Source organism: Neorhizobium sp. USDA 3394, assembly GCF_056280385.1.
This window is the reverse complement of the sequence record NZ_JBWCDU010000002.1, coordinates 1,884,878-1,906,534: the sequence shown is the minus strand read 5'-3', so window position 1 is coordinate 1,906,534 and position 21,657 is coordinate 1,884,878. Positions and strand designations below refer to the sequence as shown.

Genomic DNA, 21,657 nt, shown 5'->3' with positions numbered 1-21,657 from the left:
CTCCTTCATTTCCGAGGCTTGGTGACGTCGCAGGTGCCGTCCGACCGGCGGGTGATCACTGTCCCATCAGGCCTGGTGACACTTGCCGTCGAAAATGCCTGATTGCCGGCCGTGCCTGTCGTGACGGACGAGCCGGCGCTGGACGAAGCCGAGCCACCGCCCGAGTGCATGGTGGTTGTCTTGCCGTCGATTGTCGTCGAGGACGAAACGCTGCCGCCACCTGCGGTTACCGATGTGGACGTGCCGTTGGCGATAGAACCCGTGCTCTCGATGATGGTACAGGTCGTGCCGTCGTCAAGCTTGATGGTTTCGGTGGCAAAGGCCGAGATCGCGGTGATGGTCGCGAGGATCAGCGGCAGTGCGAACGTGCCTCTGTATGCGAATGATGCCGATGTCATTTCGGCTCTCCTATGGATAGGACGAAGGCGGAACAATCCGCCCTCGACCGATGGATGGGACTAGCAGGAAGCGCCGTCTTTCTTGGCCTGGCCCGGAGGACATGCCTTCTTGCCCTGTCCATGTTCCTGACCGGCCGCGCCAGCCGAGCTGCCGCCGGTTCCGACCGAACTGGTCGACATGCCGTCCTTGGCGGACGTGCCGCCGGTCCCGAGCGTCGAAGCGGAGCCAGACCCGCTGCCGGAACCTGCCGCCGAACCGCCGGTGCCGACGGAGCTGCTGGACTGGCCATCGCCCGCGGACGTGCCACCGGTGCCGAGCGTCGAAGCGGAGCCCGACCCGCTGCCCGAGCCTGCCGCCGAACCGCCGGTGCCAACCGAGCTGCTGGACTGGCCACCGCCCGCGGAAGATCCGCCGGTGCCGAGGGTCGAGGCGGAACCGGAGCCGCAGTTGGTGGTGCCGGGCGCGCAATTCGTTCCGGCGGAGCTGCCGCCCGTCCCGACCGTGCTGCTGGACGTGCCGCCGCCGGCACTCGTTCCTCCGGTGCCGACGGTGCTGCTGGTCTGGGCGAAGGCAGACAGGGTAGTGCCCGCGAGAAGTGCTGCGGCAAAGGCCGCACGTGTGACGATGTTCATGTCTTATCTCCTTGAGTTTCCACATGCTTCCGACCGCGACAGCGTTTTCCGAAGCTGCGGAACAAACTGGCTCTTGGCGGCGCATGTTCCCGCCCAGGGGCTTCAGTCCGATCAGGGCTGAGACCTTAGCCCATGGGCAGCATCGACCAAGGTCTGGTGCGAGGGGGAAAAGGTCCCGAACGCGGAACTTCGGCCGCATCGCGGTGTTCAGGGCGTCTCGGAAAGGGAGGTTCAGATGGAGGAGAGTGTGTATCAGGCCCGTTGGCTGCTGATCATCATGGCTTTGCTCGCTGTCGGCTTGACCGCAGTCGGGGCCGCGGCCGGATAAGCCGTCGCAGCGTCATTCCATCGGGGCGGGTCTCTCGCTGTTCGGCCCTAGAGACAGGCAGCCGAAGCACCCGATGCCGGATCAAGAGTTGCTTCTTCCAGATGAGGCATGCCGGGCTGAATTGGCTACCCGGCATGCCTGGTCGTGTTACTTGACTGCCAGCGCCTCGTTGATCTTGCCGGCGTCAGCCTCGAGGTTCTTGTAGGTTTCCTCCAGGCTCAATTCGCCAACGATGAGCTGGCTCATGCGCTGGACGATCTGCTGGTAGATCGCCGTCCCGCCCTTCATGCGTTCGAAATCGCGCGCGGCCTGCGGAACGTTCTTCTTGTTGTCGAGAAACACCGCCATCGATGCCTTGGCGTCGTCGCTGGAGATCTTGTATTGCGGGTTCTTGATGTCCGCTCCGGTCAGGATGACATAGGTTTCGGCGATTTCGCGCTGTACCTTCTCGGAGCCGAGAAACTCGATGAATTGCGCTACCGCTTCGGGATGTTCCGTGCGCTTGAAGCCGACGATCGCGGTCGCGCCTGGCATCGCATAGCAACCCGCATCGCCGCAGGGAGCGTTGATGGCCGTCCACTGGAACGCGTTGCCGATCTTCTTCTGGAAGGGGTTCACCATCCAGTTGCCGGCGAGATAGGTGACGACATTGCCGTTGACGAATTCGTCGCCCATGTTCTTGTACTGCGAGCCGCCGGCCGCCCCCCACATTTCCTTCGGGAAACTGCCGTTCTGGGTCCAGGAATAAAGGTCCGCGATATATTTGCGGGCGCCTGCATCCGGGAAGTTGAACTTGCCGTCCTTCACATAGACCGAGCCGTAGGAATAGGCGCCGCCCGAGAAGCGGTGGCCCGACCGGTCCATGGTAAAGGGGATCTGCGCGCCTGTGGCCTTTGCGACGCGGGCCGAGGCCTCGACGATCTGCTTGAGCGCGGCCTTCGGGCCGGGCAGGGGTTCGCCGGCCTGCTCGAACAAGGTCTTGTTGACGAACGGCAGGTTCAGCGTCTGGGACGCCACGTAACCGTTGATCGACTTCGGGTCGTTGATGTTAGGCAGGCGAAGCTGGTTGAGGCTGTCTCCGTGGAGCTTGGCGAAGGTGTCCGGGTCCTTCATGTAGGAGCGCATGTCGAGATAATAGGGGGCGAGCTGCCAGTCGGTGATCTTGGCGAGATCCGGTCCCTTGCCTGCCGCCAGCTGGACCGGCAGCTGTTTCACCACCGCATCATAGCCGGACGATACGAAATTGACCTTGACGTCGGGATGCGACGCCTCGAACTCCTTGCTCAAGGCGGCCATGCGCTCGACATAACCCTGGTCGTCGTCGGTGAACAGGAAAGTAATGGTCTTGGCGTCCGCCATGGCCGCGCCCGAAAGAGCGAAGGCCGAGAATACGAACGCACTTATCCCTGATAGAAGTCTCTGCATTTTTCATCCTCCCAATGAAAATATTTTCACAATTCGGAAGGTTTCCTTTCGGATTTTCCCTCGAATTTCTCCTTTTTGAAGCTTGACAATCCAAACGTCAAGCTGTCTTGTCGCCTAAATTCGAAACTGCTGACAAAGCTGAAACGGCAAGTTTAGAATTATGAAATTATTTTCATGGCCTGAGGGAGGCAGTCATGGAGCATTTACCTGCGGCCGCAGCCCGTTCGGGCGGCGCCAGCTATCATGTCGCCCCCGGCGAAACCTTCACCGCATGGGTCGTCTCGGACTTGCGCCAGACGTATTTTCCGGGTGAGCCCGCGCCGGCGGAAGATCGTGCCAACTACCGGTTCATCAACGGCTTCGTGGATGTCGGCGACCTTCCTTGCAGAAAGGCCTTCCAGGCGCAGATGATCGGACGGGAAATCCGTCCCGAGAACGGCTGGAAACCGGCCTCCCTGAACCTGCCGGGGCCGAATCGTCGTGTCGAATTCACAGGCTTCTGGCACGTGCCCACCCATGTCAGCCGCTGGCTGCGCGGCAGTTTCCGCGCCGAAGCCGCCCGCGACGTTCCGATGCGGCTGAGAACCTGCGGCGGCGTGCGGATCTGGGTCAACGGCGAGGAACAGGTGCGGTTCGAGCCCTTCCGGCGCAACGTCGAGAGCGAGACGTCGATCCTCCTGGCGCTGAAGGCCGGCGACAATGACATCCTCGTGCTGACCGAAGACCTGGCGGAGCGGGACACGATCTGGTTCTTCGAGCTGGAACTGGCCGATACCCAGCCGCTGGACATCGCTTTGCCCACCGCGCTTGACCGGCAGGAGGTCCGCCGGCTCGAGCTCCTTGCGCGCGCCATCCGCCCCGCCGCCGACGTTTTCGTCGACCGCCCGCTGGAAATCCTCTTCGACACTCCGCCGGGTGCCGATCTGCCCGTCGGCATCGAAGTCTATAGTCACGGTCATGACCGGGCCGTACTGGCGAAGGCGGACCTGACGCTCGCCGCCGGCGAGACGCGGCTGGTCGCTGCCAAGATCAAGGGCCTGCCGGACGGATATCACGGCATCAGGCTGAAGATCGGTTCCGGCGCCGCAACCGTTGCCCGCCATATCGACGCTGCCTTCATGAGCGACCTCGTCCTGCCTCAGGCCGCGGCGACACTTGCCGAGCGCAAGCGCGAGGCGCTGGTCTTCAGCGCCCGTTTCGGCGCCGAACGGATCGGCCGCGTGCTTGCCATGGCTGCGTCAGGCGAGATCGACCGCGAGGTGATGGAAAGGATCATCACGGCCACCCTCGAGGTCATCGACAGACGGGAGGATTGCTCGGATTTCGTCATGGTGCCGCTCCTCTGGCTTCTCGGGCAATACGAGCACGTCCTGTCGCCGGAGACCGCGGCCAGAATCCGCGCGTCCGTCGTCGGCTACCGCTACTGGGTGGACGAGCCCGGCAACGACGTGATGTGGTTCTGGAGCGAGAACCATGTCCTGTGTTTCCACACGAGCCAGTTCATTGCCGGCAGTCTGATGCCGGATACCGTATTCTCCGCTTCCGGCAGGACGGGTCGCGAGCAGGCGCAGCTTGCGGAAGACCGGCTTCGCCGCTGGTTCGACAGCGTCGAGGCGCACGGCCTCGCCGAGTGGAATTCCGCAGCCTATTATCCGGTGGATTTTATCGGTCTGCTGGCCCTTGAGCGCTGGGGTAGCGACGATATCGCTCCGCGCGCCCGATATCAGCTGGATCTGATCTTCCGGATGATCGCGCTGCACACGCTGGCGGGCGTTCCCGCCGGTTCGCAGGGGCGCGCCTACGACAAGGAACTGAGGGCCGGCCCCCTGACGGAACTGGCGCCATTCGCCCGCGTGGCATTCGGCAGCGGCTGGCTGAACGGCGGCGTCGCCTCCCTGCCGATGTTCTGCGCCGGCTCCTACACCCCGCCGGCCGACCTGCCGGACTATGCCCAGCTGGTGCAGGGACGCTCGATCGAAGCGCGTTATGCCCAGGGGCTCGAAAGCGGCAAGCTCGTGCTCTTCAAGACGCAAGCTTCGCAGCTCTCTACGGTCATTGATCACAAGACTGGCCGGCGGGGCCACCAGCAGCACGTGCTCGATATCCGGCTTGCCGGCCACCCGATGGCGAGGCTCTGGGTCAATCATCCCGGCGAAGACGATCCCTGGGGCACGCAACGCCCCTCCTATTGGGCCGGCAATGGCATCCTGCCCCGCGTCATGCAATATCGCGACGTCGTTCTGCTGATCGCCGACACCGAGGGCACGCGCCATGCCTGGACCCATGCCTATCTCGGTCGTGACGGCCTCGACGAGGTCGCCATCGACGGAAACTGGCTCCTGACCCGCTCAGGCCGGGGTTTTGCGGCACTTTATGCGACGAACGGACTTGAACTCGTGACCGACGGAGCGACCGCCGGACGTGAAGTGCGCTCCGAGGGCGCCCTCACCGGCTGGGCGGCCGTGGTGGGCGCGGGCGACGAAGCCGCTTTCCATCGTTTCGTCGAACGTATCCGCGCCACCTCCGTCTCGTTCGACGCTGAAGGCAGGGTGCTGAGCCTTTCACCGCCGGGCCGCGAGACGCTCGCGCTCTCCTATGCTGGAGAATTCACCGTCGGCGGAGAACCGCGACCCTTCGTCCACGACCAGCCCGTGCCGATCCTGACCTATGACAGCACGACCGCCGCCGGCGACCATCCATTCTATGCATAAAGGACATTCCGACCGATGGATTCGATGACCTTCAACAAACCGGCCCTGCAGGAGACGATCGATCAGGTCGCGGTTGCGTTCAGCCGCCTCAAGGGCATCAAGGAAGGCCTTGCCGGTGCCGATGCGGACGGCGGTATCCAGTTCGACGAATGGGACTGGGAAGTCGGCGTCGGCCTCTACGGGTTCCTGCGCCGTGCGCTTGCCGCCGGCGACCGGAAGGCCATCGACGATCTGGTCGCCTGGTACGGCCGGCAAATCGGCCGGGGCCTGCCGCCGCGGCAGATCAACAGCACGGCGCCCATGCTGCCGCTCGCCATCCTTATCGACCATGTCGACAGGCCGGACTTCCGCGCGCTGGTCGAGGACTGGGCGGACTGGCTCGTCCACCGGCTTCCGAAGACCGAGGACGGCGGCTTTCAACATGTCGTCAAGGAACGATTGAACGACGGCGAGCTCTGGGACGATACGCTGTTCATGGCTGGCCTGTTTCTGGCACGGGCGGGCGTCGCCTGCGGGCGTCGCGACTGGATCGATGAGGCCGTCTACCAGTTCATGGTGCATACCCGCTATCTGTCCGACCCGGTCACCGGCCTCTGGTATCATGGCTGGACCTTCAATGGCCGGCACAATTTCGCCAGGGCCTTCTGGGCGCGCGGCAACGCCTGGATCACGGTTGCCATTCCCGAACTGTTCGAGCTCGTTCCCGACCTTGAGGAAAAGGACAAGCGTTTCCTCTCGAACGTGCTTGCGAGCCAGGTCAGCTCGCTGAAGCGGCTGCAGCGCCCCGACGGCATGTTCCATACACTGCTCGACGACCCGACATCGCCCCTTGAAACATCGGCGACGGCCGGGATCGCCTACGGCATCCTGCGCGGCATCGACGCGGGCATCCTCGATCCTTCCAACCGGGTGCATGCGGAGCGGGCGCTTTCGGCCGTGCTCTCCCAGGTCGATGACGAGGGCGTCGTCCAGGGCGTTTCGGATGGCACGCCGATGGGGCACGACCTGGAATTTTATCGTCGGATCCCCAACCTGCCGACCCCTTACGGGCAGGCGCTGACGATGCTGCTTTTGACGGAAGTCCTGCTCGAGGGCGAGGAGGGTGCATGAACAGGTTCCCGTCCCTTCTCATCGAGCCCGTGCAGGAGGATGAGACGGCGCGCATTCAGGCGGCGATCGATGAGGTCGCAGCACGTGGAGGCGGCTGTGTGGAACTTGCAGAAGGCACCCACAATACGCGCGGGCTGAGGCTGCAATCCGGCGTCGAGCTTCATCTGGCAAAGGGTGCGATCCTGCGCCCGGCGGCCGACTACGGGGCTTACGGGGAGACGTCGGTGTCGGTTGTCGCCGAGAAGTCGAACCGGGCCATGATCGCTGCCAGAAACGCGACGGGCATAGCCCTGACCGGGCCTGGGCGGATCGAGGCGGGCGGCGAACATTTCATCGCCGGCAACGACGAGGCGATGGGCACCCTTGTACCGGCGGAGTTCCGCCCGCGGGTGGTCGTCTTCGAATCCTGCCGCGGTGTCCGGATCGAGGGGTTGGAAATCCTCGATTCGCCAATGTGGACGCTGCACCTCGTCAATTGCGACGACGTCTATGTCGGCGGCGTGAAGGTGTCGAACAACCGGCGCATGCCGAATACCGACGGCCTCGTGCTCGACGCCTGCCGGTACGCGGTTGTGGAGGACTGTGTCATATCGACGGCCGATGACGGCATCTGCCTGAAGACCAGCGCCGGACCGGACGGCCAGGCGATCGGGCAATGCGAAAACGTGCTCGTGCGACGCTGCGTGGTCGAAAGCAACAGCTGCGCGCTGAAACTCGGCACGGAGTCCTTCGGCGATTTCACCGACGTCGTCTTCGAGGACTGCCGCGTCCACGGGTCAAACCGGGGATTGGGCCTGTTTTCGCGCGACGGCGGGCACATGACCGACATCCGCTTCTCCCGGATAGAGGTCGACTGCCACGAGACGCTCGACGGCTTCTGGGGATCGGGCGAAGCGCTGACGGTGACGGTGGTGGACCGCATTCCCACCCGCCGTGCCGGCGCCGTTCGAAACCTCGTCGTCGAGGACCTCCATGGTCAGATGGACGGGGCGATCGCGCTCGTTTCGACCTCCGCCGCGAAAATCCACGGCGTCAGGCTTTCGCGGCTGCGGCTGCGGCAGAGAAGAGGCCTGCTTGGAACGGGACTTCGCTATGATCTGAGGCCGACCAACGCGGATATCGCACCGAGCGCGGACGCTGCCGGGCGCGCGAATGCATGGACGAAGGGTGCGGACGGACGGGTGGTCGGCCTTGTCGACTACCCGGGAGGCATGCCGGCGCTTTTCACCGCCGGCATAGAGGGGATTACGATCGAGGAGACGCATTTCGAAAGGCCGCAACCGATACCGGAAGGCTGGAACGTCCAAAGCGTCATCCATAAAGTGACTGAACCTGACGGGAGCAGGGAATGGGAAATCTGAAACTTACGAATGTCACCAAGGCGTTCGGCGCGCTAACCGTTCTGCACGGCATCGACCTGACGATCGACAACGGCAAGTTCGTCGTTTTCGTCGGCCCGTCCGGCTGCGGCAAGTCGACTCTTCTGAGGATCATCGCGGGGTTGGAGGACATCAGCGCCGGCGGCATCGAGATCGGCGGGCGTGACGTCGTCCAGCTTTCGCCGGCTGAGCGGAAGATCGCCATGGTCTTCCAGTCCTATGCACTCTATCCCCACATGAGCGTGCGCAAGAACCTCGCCTTCGGGCTCGAGAACCTGAAATTCAAGCGCAGCGAAATCGAGACGCGGATCGGGGAGGCGGCGCGCATGCTGGCGATCGAACCCTATCTGGATCGCAAGCCGCGGCAGCTTTCCGGCGGCCAGCGCCAGCGTGTCGCGATCGGACGCGCCATCGTGCGCAACCCCGATATCTTCCTTTTCGACGAGCCGCTCTCGAACCTCGACGCGGCGCTGCGCGTCCAGACAAGGGCCGAAATCACCCGGCTGCATCGCCAGTTGAGGACGACGATGATCTACGTCACCCACGACCAGGTCGAGGCGATGACCATGGCCGACGAGATCGTCGTCCTGAACGGCGGGCGGATCGAGCAGGTCGGAACGCCGCTCGAACTTTTCGACAACCCGAGGAACCTCTTCGTGGCTGGCTTCCTGGGCTCGCCGCGGATGAACATGCTGAAGGGCAAGGTGACGGCGCTTGGCGAGGCCGGGATAACGATCGACGCCGGCTACGGCGCGCCGCTCACAGCGTCAATCGATCCCACCGCGGCGAAAGTGGGCCAGGCCGTGCTTGTCGGCATACGGCCCGCGCATTTCGCGGTCGGCGATGAAGGACTGCCGTTCGTCGTCCAGTATCACGAGAGCCTTGGAACCGAGACCTATGTCTACGGGACGCTCGAAGGGCGAGACGAACAGATCATCGTTCATCAGACCGGCCATTTCGCGCCACGGCCCGGCGACCTTCTGCGGATCATGCCGTTACCCGGCCGGGTGCACGTCTTCGATCCCGATAGTGGCCTCGCCTTGCCGCAGTCGGTCAGCCAGCGGAGTGATGTCCATGAGCACGCCTAAGGCGACCGATCTCGGCGGCCGCGCCCTCGACTTCGTCATGGGCGTCGTCGAGGCGCCCATCAACGGGTTCGAGCGGCTGATGGGCAGGAAGCGGATGCCCTATCTGTTCCTCGCGCCGAATCTCATCCTTTTCGGCATCTTCACCTTCCTGCCGATCGCCATCGCGGTTGGCTATGCCTTTACCGGCGGCACCGGCCTGTTCGTGTCGGAGCGGCCTTTCGTCGGCTTCGACAATTTCCGCCAGCTCCTGCAGTGCGAAGATTATCTTCGTCCGGGGAGCTGCCGCGAGTCCCTGTTCTGGACGGCGGTCTGGAACACGCTCTGGTTCGTCGGCTTCAACGTCGCCGCGACCCTGCTCGTGGCATTGGTGACGGCTCTCATCCTCAACCGGGCGATGGCCGCGCGCGGTTTCTTCCGGGCCATGTTCTTTTATCCCGTCCTGCTGTCCCCGGTCGTCATCGGCCTGATCTGGAAATGGTTCCTGGACCGCAACGGCCTGCTCAACGCCTTCCTGCAAATGCTCGGCGTACCGCCGGAAATCTTTCTGCTGGACGTCGGCTGGTCGCGTTTCTTCGTCGTCGTCGTTTCCGTCTGGTTCCATATGGGCTTCTATACGCTGATCCTTCTGGCCGGCCTGCAGGCCATTCCGAAGGATCTTTACGAAGCCGCCTCGATCGATGCGGCCTCGCCCCGGCGCACGCTTTTCCGCATCACGCTTCCGCTTCTCGGGCCGAACCTGCTCGTCGTGCTGATCCTGTTGATGATCCGCTCGGTCCAGATCTTCGACGAAGCCTGGGTGCTGACCAATGGCGGCGGGCCCGGCACCGCAAACAGCTTCATCGTGCAGTACATCTACCAGATGGCCTTCGGCAGCGACCTGCGCCTTTTCGGGCTCGCCTCGGCGGCGTCGGTGCTGATGGGTCTCGTGCTGCTGGCCCTGACGCTCATACAGCTGCGGCTTGGCCGCAAGATGGAGTCCTGACCATGTCGCAAGGCCTATCCCCCATCGCCTTCCTGACACGCACCCGCCGGCGGGGCCGGATTGGCGTCACCGACATTCTTTCCTGGGCCTGGCTGATCCTGGGTACGCTTGCCGTGCTCGTTCCGGTGGTCTGGGCGGGCCTTTCCTCGTTCAAGCCGGCCGCCGAGATCACCCGCTTTCCGCCGACGCTGCTGCCGCGTGCGGCGGTTCAGCAGACGGTACCGGGTTTCGACGCCCCGCTCAGCCTCTGGACCGTCGATGTCGACGGTCAGCGGCGCGAGATGGCGATGGTCCGGCGTATCGGGCTGAAAGCGCAGATGATCGATCCGAGCAATCCCGGACCGCCGGTCAGCGTCGATGTCAAAAACATCGCGCCGGTCCAGCGGCTCACCATCGCGATGGAGAACTATACCGATCCGCTTACCAGGTTCGACTTCCTCACCTTTTTGCAGAATTCGGTCTTCGTCACCTTCGTTGCGACACTGCTGACGCTTGTCGTCAATGCGCTTGCGGCTTTCGCATTGTCGAAATACCGGTTCCGGGGCGAGAAGGCGATCTTCGTCCTGATCATCTCGACGCTGATGATCCCCCTGACGGTGGTGATGGTCCCGGCCTATCTGGTCGTTGTCGGCGTCGGCCTGGTGGACAGTCTCTGGGGCATCATCATCCCGACGGTCGCCTCGCCGACCGGCGTCTTCCTGCTGCGCCAGTACATGCTCACCATTCCAGACGAACTCATCGAGGCGGCCCGTGTCGACGCGGCAAGCGAGTTCCGGATCTTCTGGCGCATCGTCCTGCCGCTGACGGCGCCGGCGCTCGCGGTGCTGGCGATCTTCTCCGTCCTGTGGCGATGGAACGACTTCCTGTGGCCGCTGATCGTGCTCAGCAGCCGGGAAAACTTCACCCTGCAAGTCGGTCTCAATGCCTTCCAGGGCGAGTTCTCCGTGCAGTGGAACTACATCCTCGCCATGACCTTCCTGAGCCTGGCGCCGGTCACGGTCGTCTTCCTGTTCCTGCAGAAATACATCACGACCGGCATTGCAGGCACGGGAATGAAGTGAGGTTCACCGGCGGGGCGGCGCGACGCTGCCCCGCAGCACCAGCTTGCAGCCGAGTTCCAGCCGATAGGCCGGCCGCAGCGGATCGTTGGCGACGAGCCGCTGCTCCAGAAGGCTGATTGCGGCCGCCCCCAGCCGGTCGGTCGGCAGTTGGACCGTCGAGAGCGGCGGCGTGCTGAACTCGCCGGGCACGATATCGTCGAAGCCGAGCACGGACATGTCTTCCGGCACGCGGATACCGAATGCGGCCAGCGCCCTCAGGCAGCCGAGCGCCAGGTTGTCGGCGGCGCAGAAGATCGCCGTCGCGCCACGCAGGCTGCGATCGTCGGAAAGCAACTGGCGGATGGCCTGTTCGCCCTGGTGGGGTTCGTATCCCTCCGCCTCGACGATCATCTCCGGCGATACGGCAAGGCCGGCTGCGAGATGCGCATCGGCGTAGCCGTCATACCGGCGGCGGATGGTGGTCCTGCCCTTCCAGGTCAGATGCAGGATGCGGCGATGGCCGAGCGAAAGCAGGTGCTCGGTTCCCTGGCAGGCGCCGAAGCGGTTTTCACCGGTGACCGTATCGACCAGCATCGAAGGGTCCTCACCGTTCAGGATGACGAGCGGCGCAGGCCCTGCGGCGAGGGCGCGGATCAGTTCCGGCCGGTCGTCGTTGAGGATGACGATGCCGTCGACGTTTTCGGCCTGCGCCATGCGGCGCACCTCGTTTGCGTCGATCCGGCTGCCGGCGCTGACGAAAGGGACGATCCGGATGCTGAGGCGCTCGCATTCCTGGCGCAGGCTGTTGAGCATCGTCCAGCTGACGAGATTGACGTCGCTGTGAGGCGCCGCCTCGCTGGTGATCGCCAGGAGGATCGTGCGAAGCGTGGCGATCGTCGCCCGGCTTCTGCGCTGTTCCAGATATCCCAGCCTTTGCGCGGAATTGAGCACCCGCTCTCGAACTTCCACGGATATGGGCGCGGTTCCGTTGAGAACATGGGACGCGGTACTGAGCGAAACACCGGCATCCAGAGCCACATCTTTCAAGCCTATCTTGGCTTTCAACGGAATTTCTTTCGATTTAAGCCGGCTTCTGAAGCACCAATACGAGCAAGCAATTTCTCACGTTATCGTGCAGGCCATTTGGACATCTCCGCGCAAGGCTCGTGGCCGGAGCGGATACCTCATCCCCTGATGCGATGAACTTCGTCCATCATGCATGCTCACGTGGCTCCAGCGCAAGACAATCCTGGCGCGGCCGTTTGTGGAAAAGCCGCGCCCGCCGTTATTGTGGAAGCCCTTTCGTCTCCCCGCCTTAACACCTGTCTTTGATGCCAGCTGCCTGTGATTATTGGCCGATGACGATCGACTTGCCTTCCTTGACGGCCCGCAGGGCCGCGTCCGCGAGCGCCAGGGCGATCACGCCGTCTTCGGCGGAAGGCGAGGGCTCCGAGCCGCTTTCGAGGCTGTCGATGAAGGCGGAAATTTCCGCCGCATAAGCCTCGGTATAACGGGTCATGAAGAAGTCGTGCAGCGGCGGGCGGGTATAGCCGTCCTTGTTGGCGATCTCGATCGAGACCGGCCGCTGGTTTTCGGCGGCGACGGAGCCGAGCGATCCGTGCACCTCGATGCGCTGGTCATAACCATAGCTTGCCCGGCGGGAGTTGGAGATGATCGCCTGCCTGCCGCTTTTCGTCGTCAGGATGAGGCTTGCGCTGTCATAGTCGCCAAGCTCGCCGATTTTCGGATCAACCAGCACGGCGCCGGACGCCATGACGCTGTGGATTTCCTCACCGAGCAGGAAACGCGCCATGTCGAAGTCGTGGATCGTCATATCGCGGAAAATGCCGCCGGAAACCTTGATATATTCGGCCGGCGGCGGGCCGGGATCGCGGCTGGTGATGGTCACCATCTCGACCTTGCCGATCCTGCCGTCGTCGATCGCCTGTCGCACGGCGCGGAAATGCGGATCGAAGCGGCGGTTGAAGCCGAGCATCACCTTGGCGCCGGTTCTGCGCACCGTCTCGACGCAGGCTTTGGCGCGGTCCACGTCAAGGTCGATCGGCTTTTCACAGAAGATCGCCTTGCCGGCCTTGGCGAAGCGTTCGATCAGGTCCGCATGGGTATTGGTCGGTGTGCAGATGATGACGGCATCGATATCGCGATCGGCCTCGACCGCGTCGATCGTGCTGACCTTGCAGCCGGTGCTGTCGGCAATTGCCTTCGCCGCATCGGTCATGGCATCCACGACGGCGACGAGCTTCGCCCGCTTGTCCTGCGCAATGGCGCGCGCATGTACCTTGCCGATCCGGCCTGCGCCAAGAAGCGCCAGTTTCGTGACCATGATGTCCTCCCGTGACATTGTCCGCTGTTTCAGCCAGGCCCGCCTGCGCGCGGGCGACGCAGCCGTTTTCCCTGCTGCGTTTCAGACTGTCCAAATCGAAATTTGGAATATATGTTCTATTTTTGCTAGTTTGTGATTTCATCCATGTCAAGGAGAACGGAAGAACCGAATGGAGGACAGGGCGCCGACCAGCATCAAGCAATTCGAAGAACGGCTGATCGACGTTTCGGAAAGCCTGCCGAAGCGGCTGCGGCAATGCGCCGACTATGTCGCGGCCAACAAGGACCGGATTGCGGTCTCTACGGTGGCCGAGATGGCGGAAGGCGCGGGCGTACAGCCGTCGGCCTTCATGCGCTTCTGCCGGATTCTCGGTTTTTCCGGGTTCTCCGAAATGCAGCGGCTGTTTCGCGAGTTCTACGCGGGCGGCTGGCCGGACTATTCGACGCGACTGAAACATCTGCGGGAAAAGGCCGAGGGCAGCGCTTCCGCGCTGCTGGGCGAGTTCGTCGATGCGGGCCGCGCGTCGCTCGAAAACCTCCTGAAGACGATCGACGCAAAGACCCTGGACGACGCCGTCGACACCCTGGCGAAAGCCCAGATGATCCACATCATCGGTCTCAGGCGTTCCTTTCCGGTCGCAAGCTACATCTCCTATGCGTTCGAGAAGATGAACGTCCCGGCCATGCTGCATTCCGGCGTCGGCGGGCTCGACAACCACAATGCCATCCGGACCGGCGACGTGCTGCTGGCGGTCACCTTTTCTCCCTATTCGGCAGAGACGGTCGATATGGTCGAGGCGGTGAGCGCGCGCGGCATCCCGGTCGTGGCCTTGACGGATACGATCGTCAGCCCCTTGCGGAAGTTCGAAACGATCACACTTTCAGTCTCGGAGGTTGATTTCGGCGCGTTCCGTTCGCTGTCGGCGACACTCTGTCTGGCCATCGTGCTGTCGGTCGCGGTGGGCACAAAGCGATCCGAGTGAATGTTTATGTTGAAATCTTAAAAAATGGAATTTATAGTCCATTTCTGACTGGAGGCGGCCGGGGAGGATCGGCCGGTTCCGGGCGCTATCGACGGGGCATGGAGTCCCGCCGCAGCGAGGGAGGAAATCTTGGCGTCACTGGATCTCATCACGATCGGCCGTTCGTCCGTTGATCTTTACGGCGTGCAGGTCGGCGGGCGTCTGGAGGATATGGCCTCCTTCAACAAATATATCGGCGGCTCGCCGACCAACATCGCCGCGGGTGCGGCAAGGCTCGGGCTGAAATCGGCGCTGATCACCCGCGTCGGCGCCGAGCATATGGGCCGGTTCATTCGCGAGCAGCTGATCCGCGAGAAGGTCGACGTGCGCGGCGTCAGGACCGATCCCGAGCGCCTGACGGCGCTCGTTTTGCTCGGCATCCGCGACCAGCACCAGTTTCCGCTGATCTTCTATCGCGAGAACTGCGCCGACATGGCGCTTTGCGAAGACGATATCGATCCCGGCTTTATTGCAGAAGCGGGCTGCGTCTGCGCCACGGGTACCCATCTCTCCCACCCGAATACCGAAGCCGCCGTCTTGAAGGCGCTGCGGCTCGCCCGCGAGAATGGCGCCCGCACGGCCCTCGACATTGATTATCGCCCGAACCTGTGGGGCCTTGCGGGCCATGAGGCCGGCGAAAGCCGCTTTATCGAGTCCGGCAAGGTGACCGCCAAGCTGCAATCGAGCCTGCATCTGTTCGACCTGCTGGTGGGTACGGAAGAGGAATTCCATATCGCCGGCGGTTCGACCGATACGCTCGAGGCGCTGAGGGCGGTTCGTGCCGTCTCCAAGGCGACGCTGGTCTGCAAACGCGGGCCGATGGGCGCGGTCGTCTTCGAAGGCGAGATTCCGGACAGTCTCGACAAGGGGCAAACCGGCCAAGGTTTTCCGATCGAGGTCTTCAACGTGCTCGGCGCCGGCGACGGCTTCATGGCAGGTCTGCTGAAGGGCTGGCTCACCGGCGAGGACTGGCCGACGGCGCTGAAATACGCCAATGCCTGCGGCGCCTTCGCCGTCTCGCGCCACGGCTGCACGCCGGCCTATCCAAGCTGGGAAGAGCTGCAGTATTTCTTTCGCACCGGCATCCGGGACAAGGCGCTGCGCAAGGACGGCGCGCTGGAGCAGGTTCACTGGTCGACCAACCGGACGGGCGAGTGGCCGCAATTGCGGGTCTTCGCCTTCGATCACCGCATGCAGCTCGAAACGATCGCCGACGAGGCGGGCCAGAGTTCGGAGCGGATCGACGAGTTCAAGGCACTCTGCCTGAAGGCCGCGCTCGACGTTTCGGATGGCAGGCAGGGCTACGGTATTCTCTGCGATGGGCGGCTTGGCCGCGAGACGCTTTACAAGGCGACGGGCACGGGCTTGTGGATCGGCCGGCCGGTGGAATGGCCGGGCTCGCGCCCGCTTACCCTGGAGCCCGAGCTTGGTCCTGATTTCGGCGGCATCGCGGAATGGCCGGTCGAGAATGTCGCCAAGGTTCTCTGCTTCTACCATCCCGATGATCCGGCCGAGATGCGGGAGGAACAGGAAGAGGTGATCCAGCGCCTGTTCGCCGCCACCCGCCGCAACCGGCTGGAAATGCTGCTGGAGGTGATCCCCTCCAAGGTCGGACCGGTCAACGATCGAACCGTTGCCGATATCATCGAGCGCTTTTACGAGATCGGCGTCTATCCCGACTGGTGGAAGCTCGAGCCGATGAAGAGCGAGGCCGCCTGGGCGAATGCCTGCGCCGCGATCGAGAAGCACGATCCCTATGTGCGCGGCATCGTCGTGCTCGGGCTCGATGCGCCGATGGCGGAGCTGGAGGAAAGCTTTGCCACTGCGGCACGCTTCGATCTTGTGAAGGGGTTTGCGGTCGGTCGGACGATTTTTGGCGATGCCGCGCGGCGCTGGTTTGCCGGCGCGATCGGCGACGAAGAGGCGATCGCCGACATGGTGCGTAAATACCGCGAACTCTGCACGGCCTGGGACACGGCGCGCGCAAGAGCAGGCAGCGGAGGAGGAAACGGCCGATGAAAACAGTGAGATTGACCGCGGCGCAGGCGATGGTGCGCTATCTCGCCAACCAGATGACGGAGGAGGGTGTTCCCTTCATCGCCGGTGTCTGGGCTATCTTCGGCCATGGCAATGTCGCCGGCATGGGCGAGGCGCTGGCGGGTATCCGGTCCGACCTGCCGACCTATCGTGGTCAGAACGAGCAGTCGATGGCCCACGCGGCGATTGCCTATTCGAAACAGCTGCGCCGCAGCCGAGCAATGGCGGTGACCTCCTCGATCGGACCGGGCGCGCTCAACATGGTGACGGCGGCCGCACTTGCGCATGTGAACCGCCTGCCGGTGCTCCTCATCCCGGGCGATGTCTTTGCCAATCGCGGCCCAGATCCCGTCCTGCAGCAGATCGAGGATTTCGGCGATGGTCTTGCAAGCGTCAACGACTGCTTCCGGCCGGTCAGCCGCTATTTCGACCGCATCAGCCGGCCGGAACACCTTCTGACCGCGCTGCCGCGCGCCATGCGGACCCTGACGGATCCCGCCGATTGCGGCCCGGTGACATTGGCTTTCTGCCAGGACACCCAGGCCGAAGCCTATGATTATCCGGAAAGCTTCTTCGAGCCGAAGACCTGGCATTGGCGCCGGCCGCGGCCGGATGAGAACGAGCTTGGACGTGCGGTCGAGGCGATCAGGGCCGCAAAAAACCCGGTCATCGTCGCCGGCGGCGGCGTGCATTTTTCCGGCGCGACCGGGACGCTCGCGGCGTTTGCGAGCCGGCACAATATCCCGGTCGTCGAGACGCAGGCCGGCAAGTCGGCGCTGTCCTGGGACCATGCATCCAATTTCGGCCCGGTCGGCGTGACCGGCGCTTCGAGCGCCAATGCCGTTTGTGAAAATGCCGATCTGGTGATTGGCGTCGGCACCCGTTTCCAGGATTTCACCACCGGCTCCTGGGCGCTCTTCAAGAACCCCACGCGCCGTATCCTGTCGCTCAATGTCCAGCCCTATGACAGCGCCAAGCACGAGGCCATCCCGCTCGTTTCGGACGCGAAGGTCGGACTGGAGCTCATCAGCGCGGCGCTCGGCGATCATCGTTTCGGGGCAGCGGATGCGAGCCTGAAGGAAGACTGGTTTGCCAAGGCGGATGCGGTCACCGCCGCCCCCACGGACGGCAATCTTCTGCCGACCGACATGCAGGTGATCGGCGCAGTCCAGCGCGCCTCGCGCGACAACACGGTCGTCATGTGCGCGGCCGGCACCATGCCGGGCGAGTTGCATCAGCTCTGGAAGGCGGGCAGGCCGCTCTCCTATCACATGGAATACGGCTTCTCCTGCATGGGCTACGAGATCGCCGGCGGGCTCGGCATCAAGATGGCGGAGCCGGATCGCGACGTGATCGTCATGGTCGGGGACGGTTCCTACATGATGATGAACTCGGAGCTTGCGACGGCCGTCGCCATGGGCGTCAAGATCACCGTCGTGATCACCGACAACCGCGGCTACGGCTGCATCAACCGGCTGCAGATGGCGACTGGCGGCGAGCAGTTCAACAATCTCTATGCCCACACCAACCAGGCGAATCCGATGGAGATCGATTTCACCGCCCATGCCGCCGCAATGGGCGCCGATGCCCGCAAGGTCTCCTCGATCGCGGACCTGGAAGCGGCATTGAACGGCGCGAGGGAAGCCAAGGTCGCAACCGTGATCGTCATCGACACCGATCCCTATCCGACGCCCGAAGGCGGGGGGTACTGGTGGGACGTCGCGGTGCCGGAGGTCTCTGGCCGCGCTGAAGTCAAGCAAGCTCGCGCCGCCTATGAAGCGGCACTCAAGGAAAGACGCTGACATGATCCTCTACGGTACCAATCCCATCGCATGGTCGAATGACGACGACCGCTCGCTCGGCGCCCATATCAGCCTTGACCAGTGCCTGGACGAGACCGCGAAGATCGGTTTCGACGGCATCGAGAAAGGCCACAAGTTCCCTCAGGAACCGGCAGCATTGAAGGCCGTGCTGGAGCCGCGCGGGCTGCGCTATGTTTCCGGCTGGCATTCGCTGAACCTGCTCGTCAACTCCGTCGAGGACGAGAAACGTGCGATGCAGCCGGCGCTCGATCTCCTCAAGGCGATGGGTTCGAAGGTCATCATCGTCTGCGAGACGTCGAACGCGATCCACGGCGACGACGGCAAGGCCGTCAATGACCGTCCGAAACTCGCTGACGGCGACTGGAAATCCTTCGGTGCCGGCGTCGAGGCGCTGGCGGAGTTCGCAGCCGGGCAGGGCGTCACGCTCGTCTACCATCACCATATGGGCACGATCGTCGAAAGCGAAGACGAGATCGACAGGCTGATGGCCCATACCGGCCCGCACGCGAAGCTCCTGCTCGATACCGGCCATTGCCTGTTCGGCGGCGGCGACCCGGAGCGCGCCGCGAAAAACCACATGGCCCGCGTCGGGCATATCCATGCCAAGAACGTGCGGCCCGATATCGCCGCGCAGGTGCGGAGCGAAGGTCTTTCCTTCCTCGAAGGTGTCCGCCGTGGCGTCTTCACCGTCCCGGGCGACAAGGAAGGCGGCGTGAGTTTCCCGCCGGTGCTGAAGGTCGCCGCCGACCATGGTTATGAGGGCTGGCTGGTGATCGAGGCGGAACAGGACCCGGACGTTCGCAATCCCTTGGAGTACCAGAGCATGGGTCTTTCCTCGCTGAAGGCGATGGCCCAGGCCGCCGGCCTCGACAAGGGGAGGGGCAACGCATGACCAACCTGCTGCGCAAGCCGACCGGCGCATCCGGCAAGGTGCATGACGTGACGCCGAAGGATGCCGGCTGGGGGTATGTCGGCTTTGGCCTCTACCGCCTGAAGCCGGGCGAAAGCGCTGCGGAAAAGACCGGCGATACCGAAGTTATCCTCGTGCTGATCGAGGGCAAGGCGGAGATTTCCGGCGGGGGCAAGGCTTTCGGCGAACTCGGCGACCGGATGAACGTCTTCGAGCGCAAGCCGCCGCACTGCGTCTATGTGCCCGCCGGTTCCGACTGGAGTGCCAAAGCAACCACCGAATGCACGCTCGCCGTCTGTACCGCGCCGGCCAAGCCCGGACGCGAAGCGGCGGTGATCGGACCGGAAGGGCTTTCCCTCAACACCCGCGGCAGGCAAGCCAATACCCGCTACATCTTCCCGATCGCCATGGAGGAAAGGGACGTCGCCGACAGCCTTCTGGTCACCGAGGTGTTCACGCCGGCCGGCAATTGGTCCTCCTATCCGCCGCACCGGCATGACGAGGACAATTTCCCCGACATGACCTATCTGGAAGAGACCTATTACCATCGGCTGAACCCGGCGCAGGGGTTCGGCTTCCAGCGGGTCTTCACCGAAGACGGTTCGCTTGACGAGACCATGGCAGTCTCCGACCACGATCTCGTGCTGGTGCCAAAGGGCCATCACCCCTGCGGCGCGCCCTATGGCTACGAGATGTATTACCTGAACGTCATGGCTGGCCCGATCCGCAAATGGCGGTTCAAGAACCACCCGGACCATGACTGGATCTTCAGAAGGGACAATCCCTAAGCCGGTTGCCTGGGATGCTCGGCGATGTCGCCGATCTCGGCCATATAGGTGTCGAGCTTGGCGAGCATCTCGCGAAAAACTCCCGCATAGGCGGGATCGTCGACGACGTTCCGCAACTCGTGCGGATCTTCCAGGCAGTCGAATAACTCCCATTCCGGCGGTGCGCCGTTCGGTCGAGCGCCGGGCTGTCCCAGATCGTCGTTGTACCAGTAGATGAGCTTGTAGCGGGCGTCGCGCACTCCGTAATGCGCCCAGGCGCCATGGATGGCATCGTTGTGCATCCAATAGCGATGGTACACCAATTGCTGCCAGTCGTCCGGAGTCCGCCCCTCCAGCACGGGTCGCATCGACCGCCCCTGCATGAATGAAGGCGTCCGCGCCCCTGCATAGTCCAGGAAGGTCGGGGCAAAATCGACGTTGCAGGCGAGGTCGCGACTGGTCGTGCCGGCCGGGATCGCCGCCGGGTAACGCGCCAGGAACGGCATCTGCAGGCTTTCCTCGTACATGAAACGCTTGTCGAACCAGCCGTGTTCACCAAGGAAGAAGCCCTGGTCGGAGGTGTAGATCACCAGCGTGTTCTCGGTCAGGCCTTTTTCATCGAGGTAGTCGAGCAGGCGACCGACATTGTCGTCGATCGATTGAACCGTCCGGAGATAGCGCTTCATGTAACGCTGGTATTTGAATTCCGCGAAAGCCTGTGGATCGGTGAAGGTGTAGTTCCGGCCGGTCGAGGCGCATACCACGGTGATGCTGTCGCCGATTTTAAGTTCAGGCACGCGGCGAACCGGGATCTGATCCAGCATCAGCTCTCCTGCGACGGTCGCCGGCCCCTCCGGCTGCACGAGCCCGAGATCCTCCCAGTTGAGGTCGGAGCGAATGCGCATGCGGGCCGCCGCCGCCGCCGCCGCGCGGGCGGAATAATCGTCGTTGAACGTCGACGGCAGCGGAAGATCCTCTTCCGCCCAGAGATGATTGTATCTGGGGTCGGGAACGAATTGACGATGGGGCGCCTTGTGATGACACATCAGAAAGAAGGGGCGACCATCGCCTTTTTCGATGAAATCGATCGACTTGTCGGTGATGATATCGGTGACATAACCCGGAATTCGCCGCCGGCCTTCGCGATCGATGAAGGCCGGGTCCCAGTAATCCCCCTGCCCAGGAACGACGGCCCAGTCATCGAACCCTTTCGGTTCGTGGAGAGGTCCTTCGCCGAGATGCCATTTGCCGAAAATGCCGGTGCGATAGCCTGCCGCTTTCAAAAGCTTGGCGACGTTGGGAATACGATTGTTCATGTGCGTCACAAGCGTCGTGACGCCATTGACGTGGTTGTGCGTGCCGGTCAGGATCGCGGCCCTCGACGGCGTGCAGATCGAATTGGTGACATAGGTTGCATCATGCCTCACACCCTCCTTTGCGAGACGATCGAGATTGGGAGTGTGGTTGAGACCTGCGCCATAGGCCGAGATCGCCCGCGCGGCATGGTCGTCCGACATGATGAAAATGATATTCGGTCGCAAGTATTCCTCCCTCGCATGCGGCAGGAATACGTATGATCGCGACCATCGAACCCACCACCGCCTTGGTCAAGGATACAGCGTCAGGCCATGCGGAAATAATGCAATTTCAGAAGCGAGCGA

At 63.3% G+C, this 21,657-nt stretch carries 17 protein-coding genes; 11 read left to right on the top strand and 6 right to left on the bottom strand.

Going from position 1 to position 21,657, the window contains the following annotated elements; translation table 11 throughout:
* Nucleotides 1-5 precede the first annotated feature (5 nt).
* The 3 genes from ACZ9EJ_RS30565 to ACZ9EJ_RS30555 all read right to left on the bottom strand — a co-directional run bounded on the left by ACZ9EJ_RS30565 (nt 6) and on the right by ACZ9EJ_RS30555 (nt 2,784).
* Nucleotides 6-398: a hypothetical protein gene (locus tag ACZ9EJ_RS30565; RefSeq protein WP_046629676.1), complete on the bottom strand. Its 393-nt coding sequence runs from the start codon at nt 396-398 to the stop codon at nt 6-8.
* Nucleotides 399-458: 60 nt separating this feature from the next.
* Entirely contained in the window at nt 459-1,031 is a 573-nt protein-coding gene (locus ACZ9EJ_RS30560; protein WP_037078387.1) for a hypothetical protein, read from the bottom strand.
* Between the two features lie 475 nt (nt 1,032-1,506).
* Nucleotides 1,507-2,784, bottom strand: coding sequence for an ABC transporter substrate-binding protein (locus tag ACZ9EJ_RS30555; protein ID WP_046640012.1), 1,278 nt, complete (start codon nt 2,782-2,784; stop codon nt 1,507-1,509).
* A gap of 194 nt (nt 2,785-2,978) precedes the next feature.
* On the opposite strand from ACZ9EJ_RS30555, the gene ACZ9EJ_RS30550 reads away from it, so the two are divergent.
* From ACZ9EJ_RS30550 to ACZ9EJ_RS30525, 6 genes are read left to right on the top strand one after another with little or no spacing between them, the layout of a single operon-like run.
* Nucleotides 2,979-5,495, top strand: a complete 2,517-nt coding sequence (locus tag ACZ9EJ_RS30550) for a hypothetical protein (RefSeq protein ID WP_046640013.1) — start codon at nt 2,979-2,981, stop codon at nt 5,493-5,495.
* A gap of 15 nt (nt 5,496-5,510) precedes the next feature.
* Nucleotides 5,511-6,605, top strand: coding sequence for a beta-galactosidase BglB (gene bglB, locus ACZ9EJ_RS30545; protein ID WP_046640014.1), 1,095 nt, complete (start codon nt 5,511-5,513; stop codon nt 6,603-6,605).
* A complete protein-coding gene (gene pglB, locus ACZ9EJ_RS30540; RefSeq protein WP_046640015.1) occupies nt 6,602-7,966 on the top strand; it encodes a polygalacturonase PglB in 1,365 nt (454 codons plus the stop codon). The genes bglB and pglB overlap by 4 nt, the downstream gene beginning before the upstream one ends.
* Entirely contained in the window at nt 7,954-9,072 is a 1,119-nt protein-coding gene (locus ACZ9EJ_RS30535) for an ABC transporter ATP-binding protein (RefSeq protein ID WP_046640016.1), read from the top strand. The genes pglB and ACZ9EJ_RS30535 overlap by 13 nt, the downstream gene beginning before the upstream one ends.
* Nucleotides 9,059-10,054, top strand: a complete 996-nt coding sequence (locus ACZ9EJ_RS30530) for a carbohydrate ABC transporter permease (protein ID WP_046629669.1) — start codon at nt 9,059-9,061, stop codon at nt 10,052-10,054. Before ACZ9EJ_RS30535 ends, ACZ9EJ_RS30530 begins: the two co-directional genes overlap by 14 nt.
* Before the next feature lie 2 nt (nt 10,055-10,056).
* Complete coding sequence (locus ACZ9EJ_RS30525; protein ID WP_046640017.1) at nt 10,057-11,115, top strand: carbohydrate ABC transporter permease; 1,059 nt, start codon at nt 10,057-10,059, stop codon at nt 11,113-11,115.
* A 3-nt stretch (nt 11,116-11,118) separates the two neighbouring features.
* On the opposite strand, the gene ACZ9EJ_RS30520 is transcribed toward ACZ9EJ_RS30525, so the two are convergent.
* Together ACZ9EJ_RS30520 and iolG are read right to left on the bottom strand one after the other, a co-directional pair.
* Complete coding sequence (locus ACZ9EJ_RS30520) at nt 11,119-12,159, bottom strand: LacI family DNA-binding transcriptional regulator (protein WP_046629667.1); 1,041 nt, start codon at nt 12,157-12,159, stop codon at nt 11,119-11,121.
* Nucleotides 12,160-12,442: 283 nt separating this feature from the next.
* The gene (gene iolG, locus ACZ9EJ_RS30515) at nt 12,443-13,438 is read right to left on the bottom strand and encodes an inositol 2-dehydrogenase (RefSeq protein WP_046640018.1); all 996 of its coding nucleotides are present in this window, start codon (nt 13,436-13,438) and stop codon (nt 12,443-12,445) included.
* A 169-nt stretch (nt 13,439-13,607) separates the two neighbouring features.
* Here iolG and ACZ9EJ_RS30510 point away from each other — a divergent pair, with 169 nt between their 5' ends.
* The 5 genes from ACZ9EJ_RS30510 to iolB all read left to right on the top strand — a co-directional run bounded on the left by ACZ9EJ_RS30510 (nt 13,608) and on the right by iolB (nt 20,017).
* A complete protein-coding gene (locus ACZ9EJ_RS30510) occupies nt 13,608-14,420 on the top strand; it encodes a MurR/RpiR family transcriptional regulator (RefSeq protein WP_046640019.1) in 813 nt (270 codons plus the stop codon).
* Nucleotides 14,421-14,549: 129 nt separating this feature from the next.
* Nucleotides 14,550-16,478 (top strand): bifunctional 5-dehydro-2-deoxygluconokinase/5-dehydro-2-deoxyphosphogluconate aldolase, encoded by a 1,929-nt coding sequence (locus tag ACZ9EJ_RS30505; protein WP_046629664.1) that lies wholly within the window; start codon nt 14,550-14,552, stop codon nt 16,476-16,478.
* Nucleotides 16,475-18,298, top strand: coding sequence for a 3D-(3,5/4)-trihydroxycyclohexane-1,2-dione acylhydrolase (decyclizing) (iolD, locus tag ACZ9EJ_RS30500; RefSeq protein WP_046640020.1), 1,824 nt, complete (start codon nt 16,475-16,477; stop codon nt 18,296-18,298). The genes ACZ9EJ_RS30505 and iolD overlap by 4 nt, the downstream gene beginning before the upstream one ends.
* Nucleotide 18,299: 1 nt before the next feature.
* Nucleotides 18,300-19,211: a myo-inosose-2 dehydratase gene (iolE, locus tag ACZ9EJ_RS30495; RefSeq protein WP_046640021.1), complete on the top strand. Its 912-nt coding sequence runs from the start codon at nt 18,300-18,302 to the stop codon at nt 19,209-19,211.
* Nucleotides 19,208-20,017: a 5-deoxy-glucuronate isomerase gene (gene iolB, locus ACZ9EJ_RS30490; protein ID WP_046640022.1), complete on the top strand. Its 810-nt coding sequence runs from the start codon at nt 19,208-19,210 to the stop codon at nt 20,015-20,017. The genes iolE and iolB overlap by 4 nt, the downstream gene beginning before the upstream one ends.
* On the opposite strand, the gene ACZ9EJ_RS30485 is transcribed toward iolB, so the two are convergent.
* Nucleotides 20,014-21,537, bottom strand: a complete 1,524-nt coding sequence (locus ACZ9EJ_RS30485; RefSeq protein WP_080955714.1) for a sulfatase family protein — start codon at nt 21,535-21,537, stop codon at nt 20,014-20,016. The genes iolB and ACZ9EJ_RS30485 overlap by 4 nt on opposite strands.
* Nucleotides 21,538-21,657 lie beyond the last annotated feature (120 nt).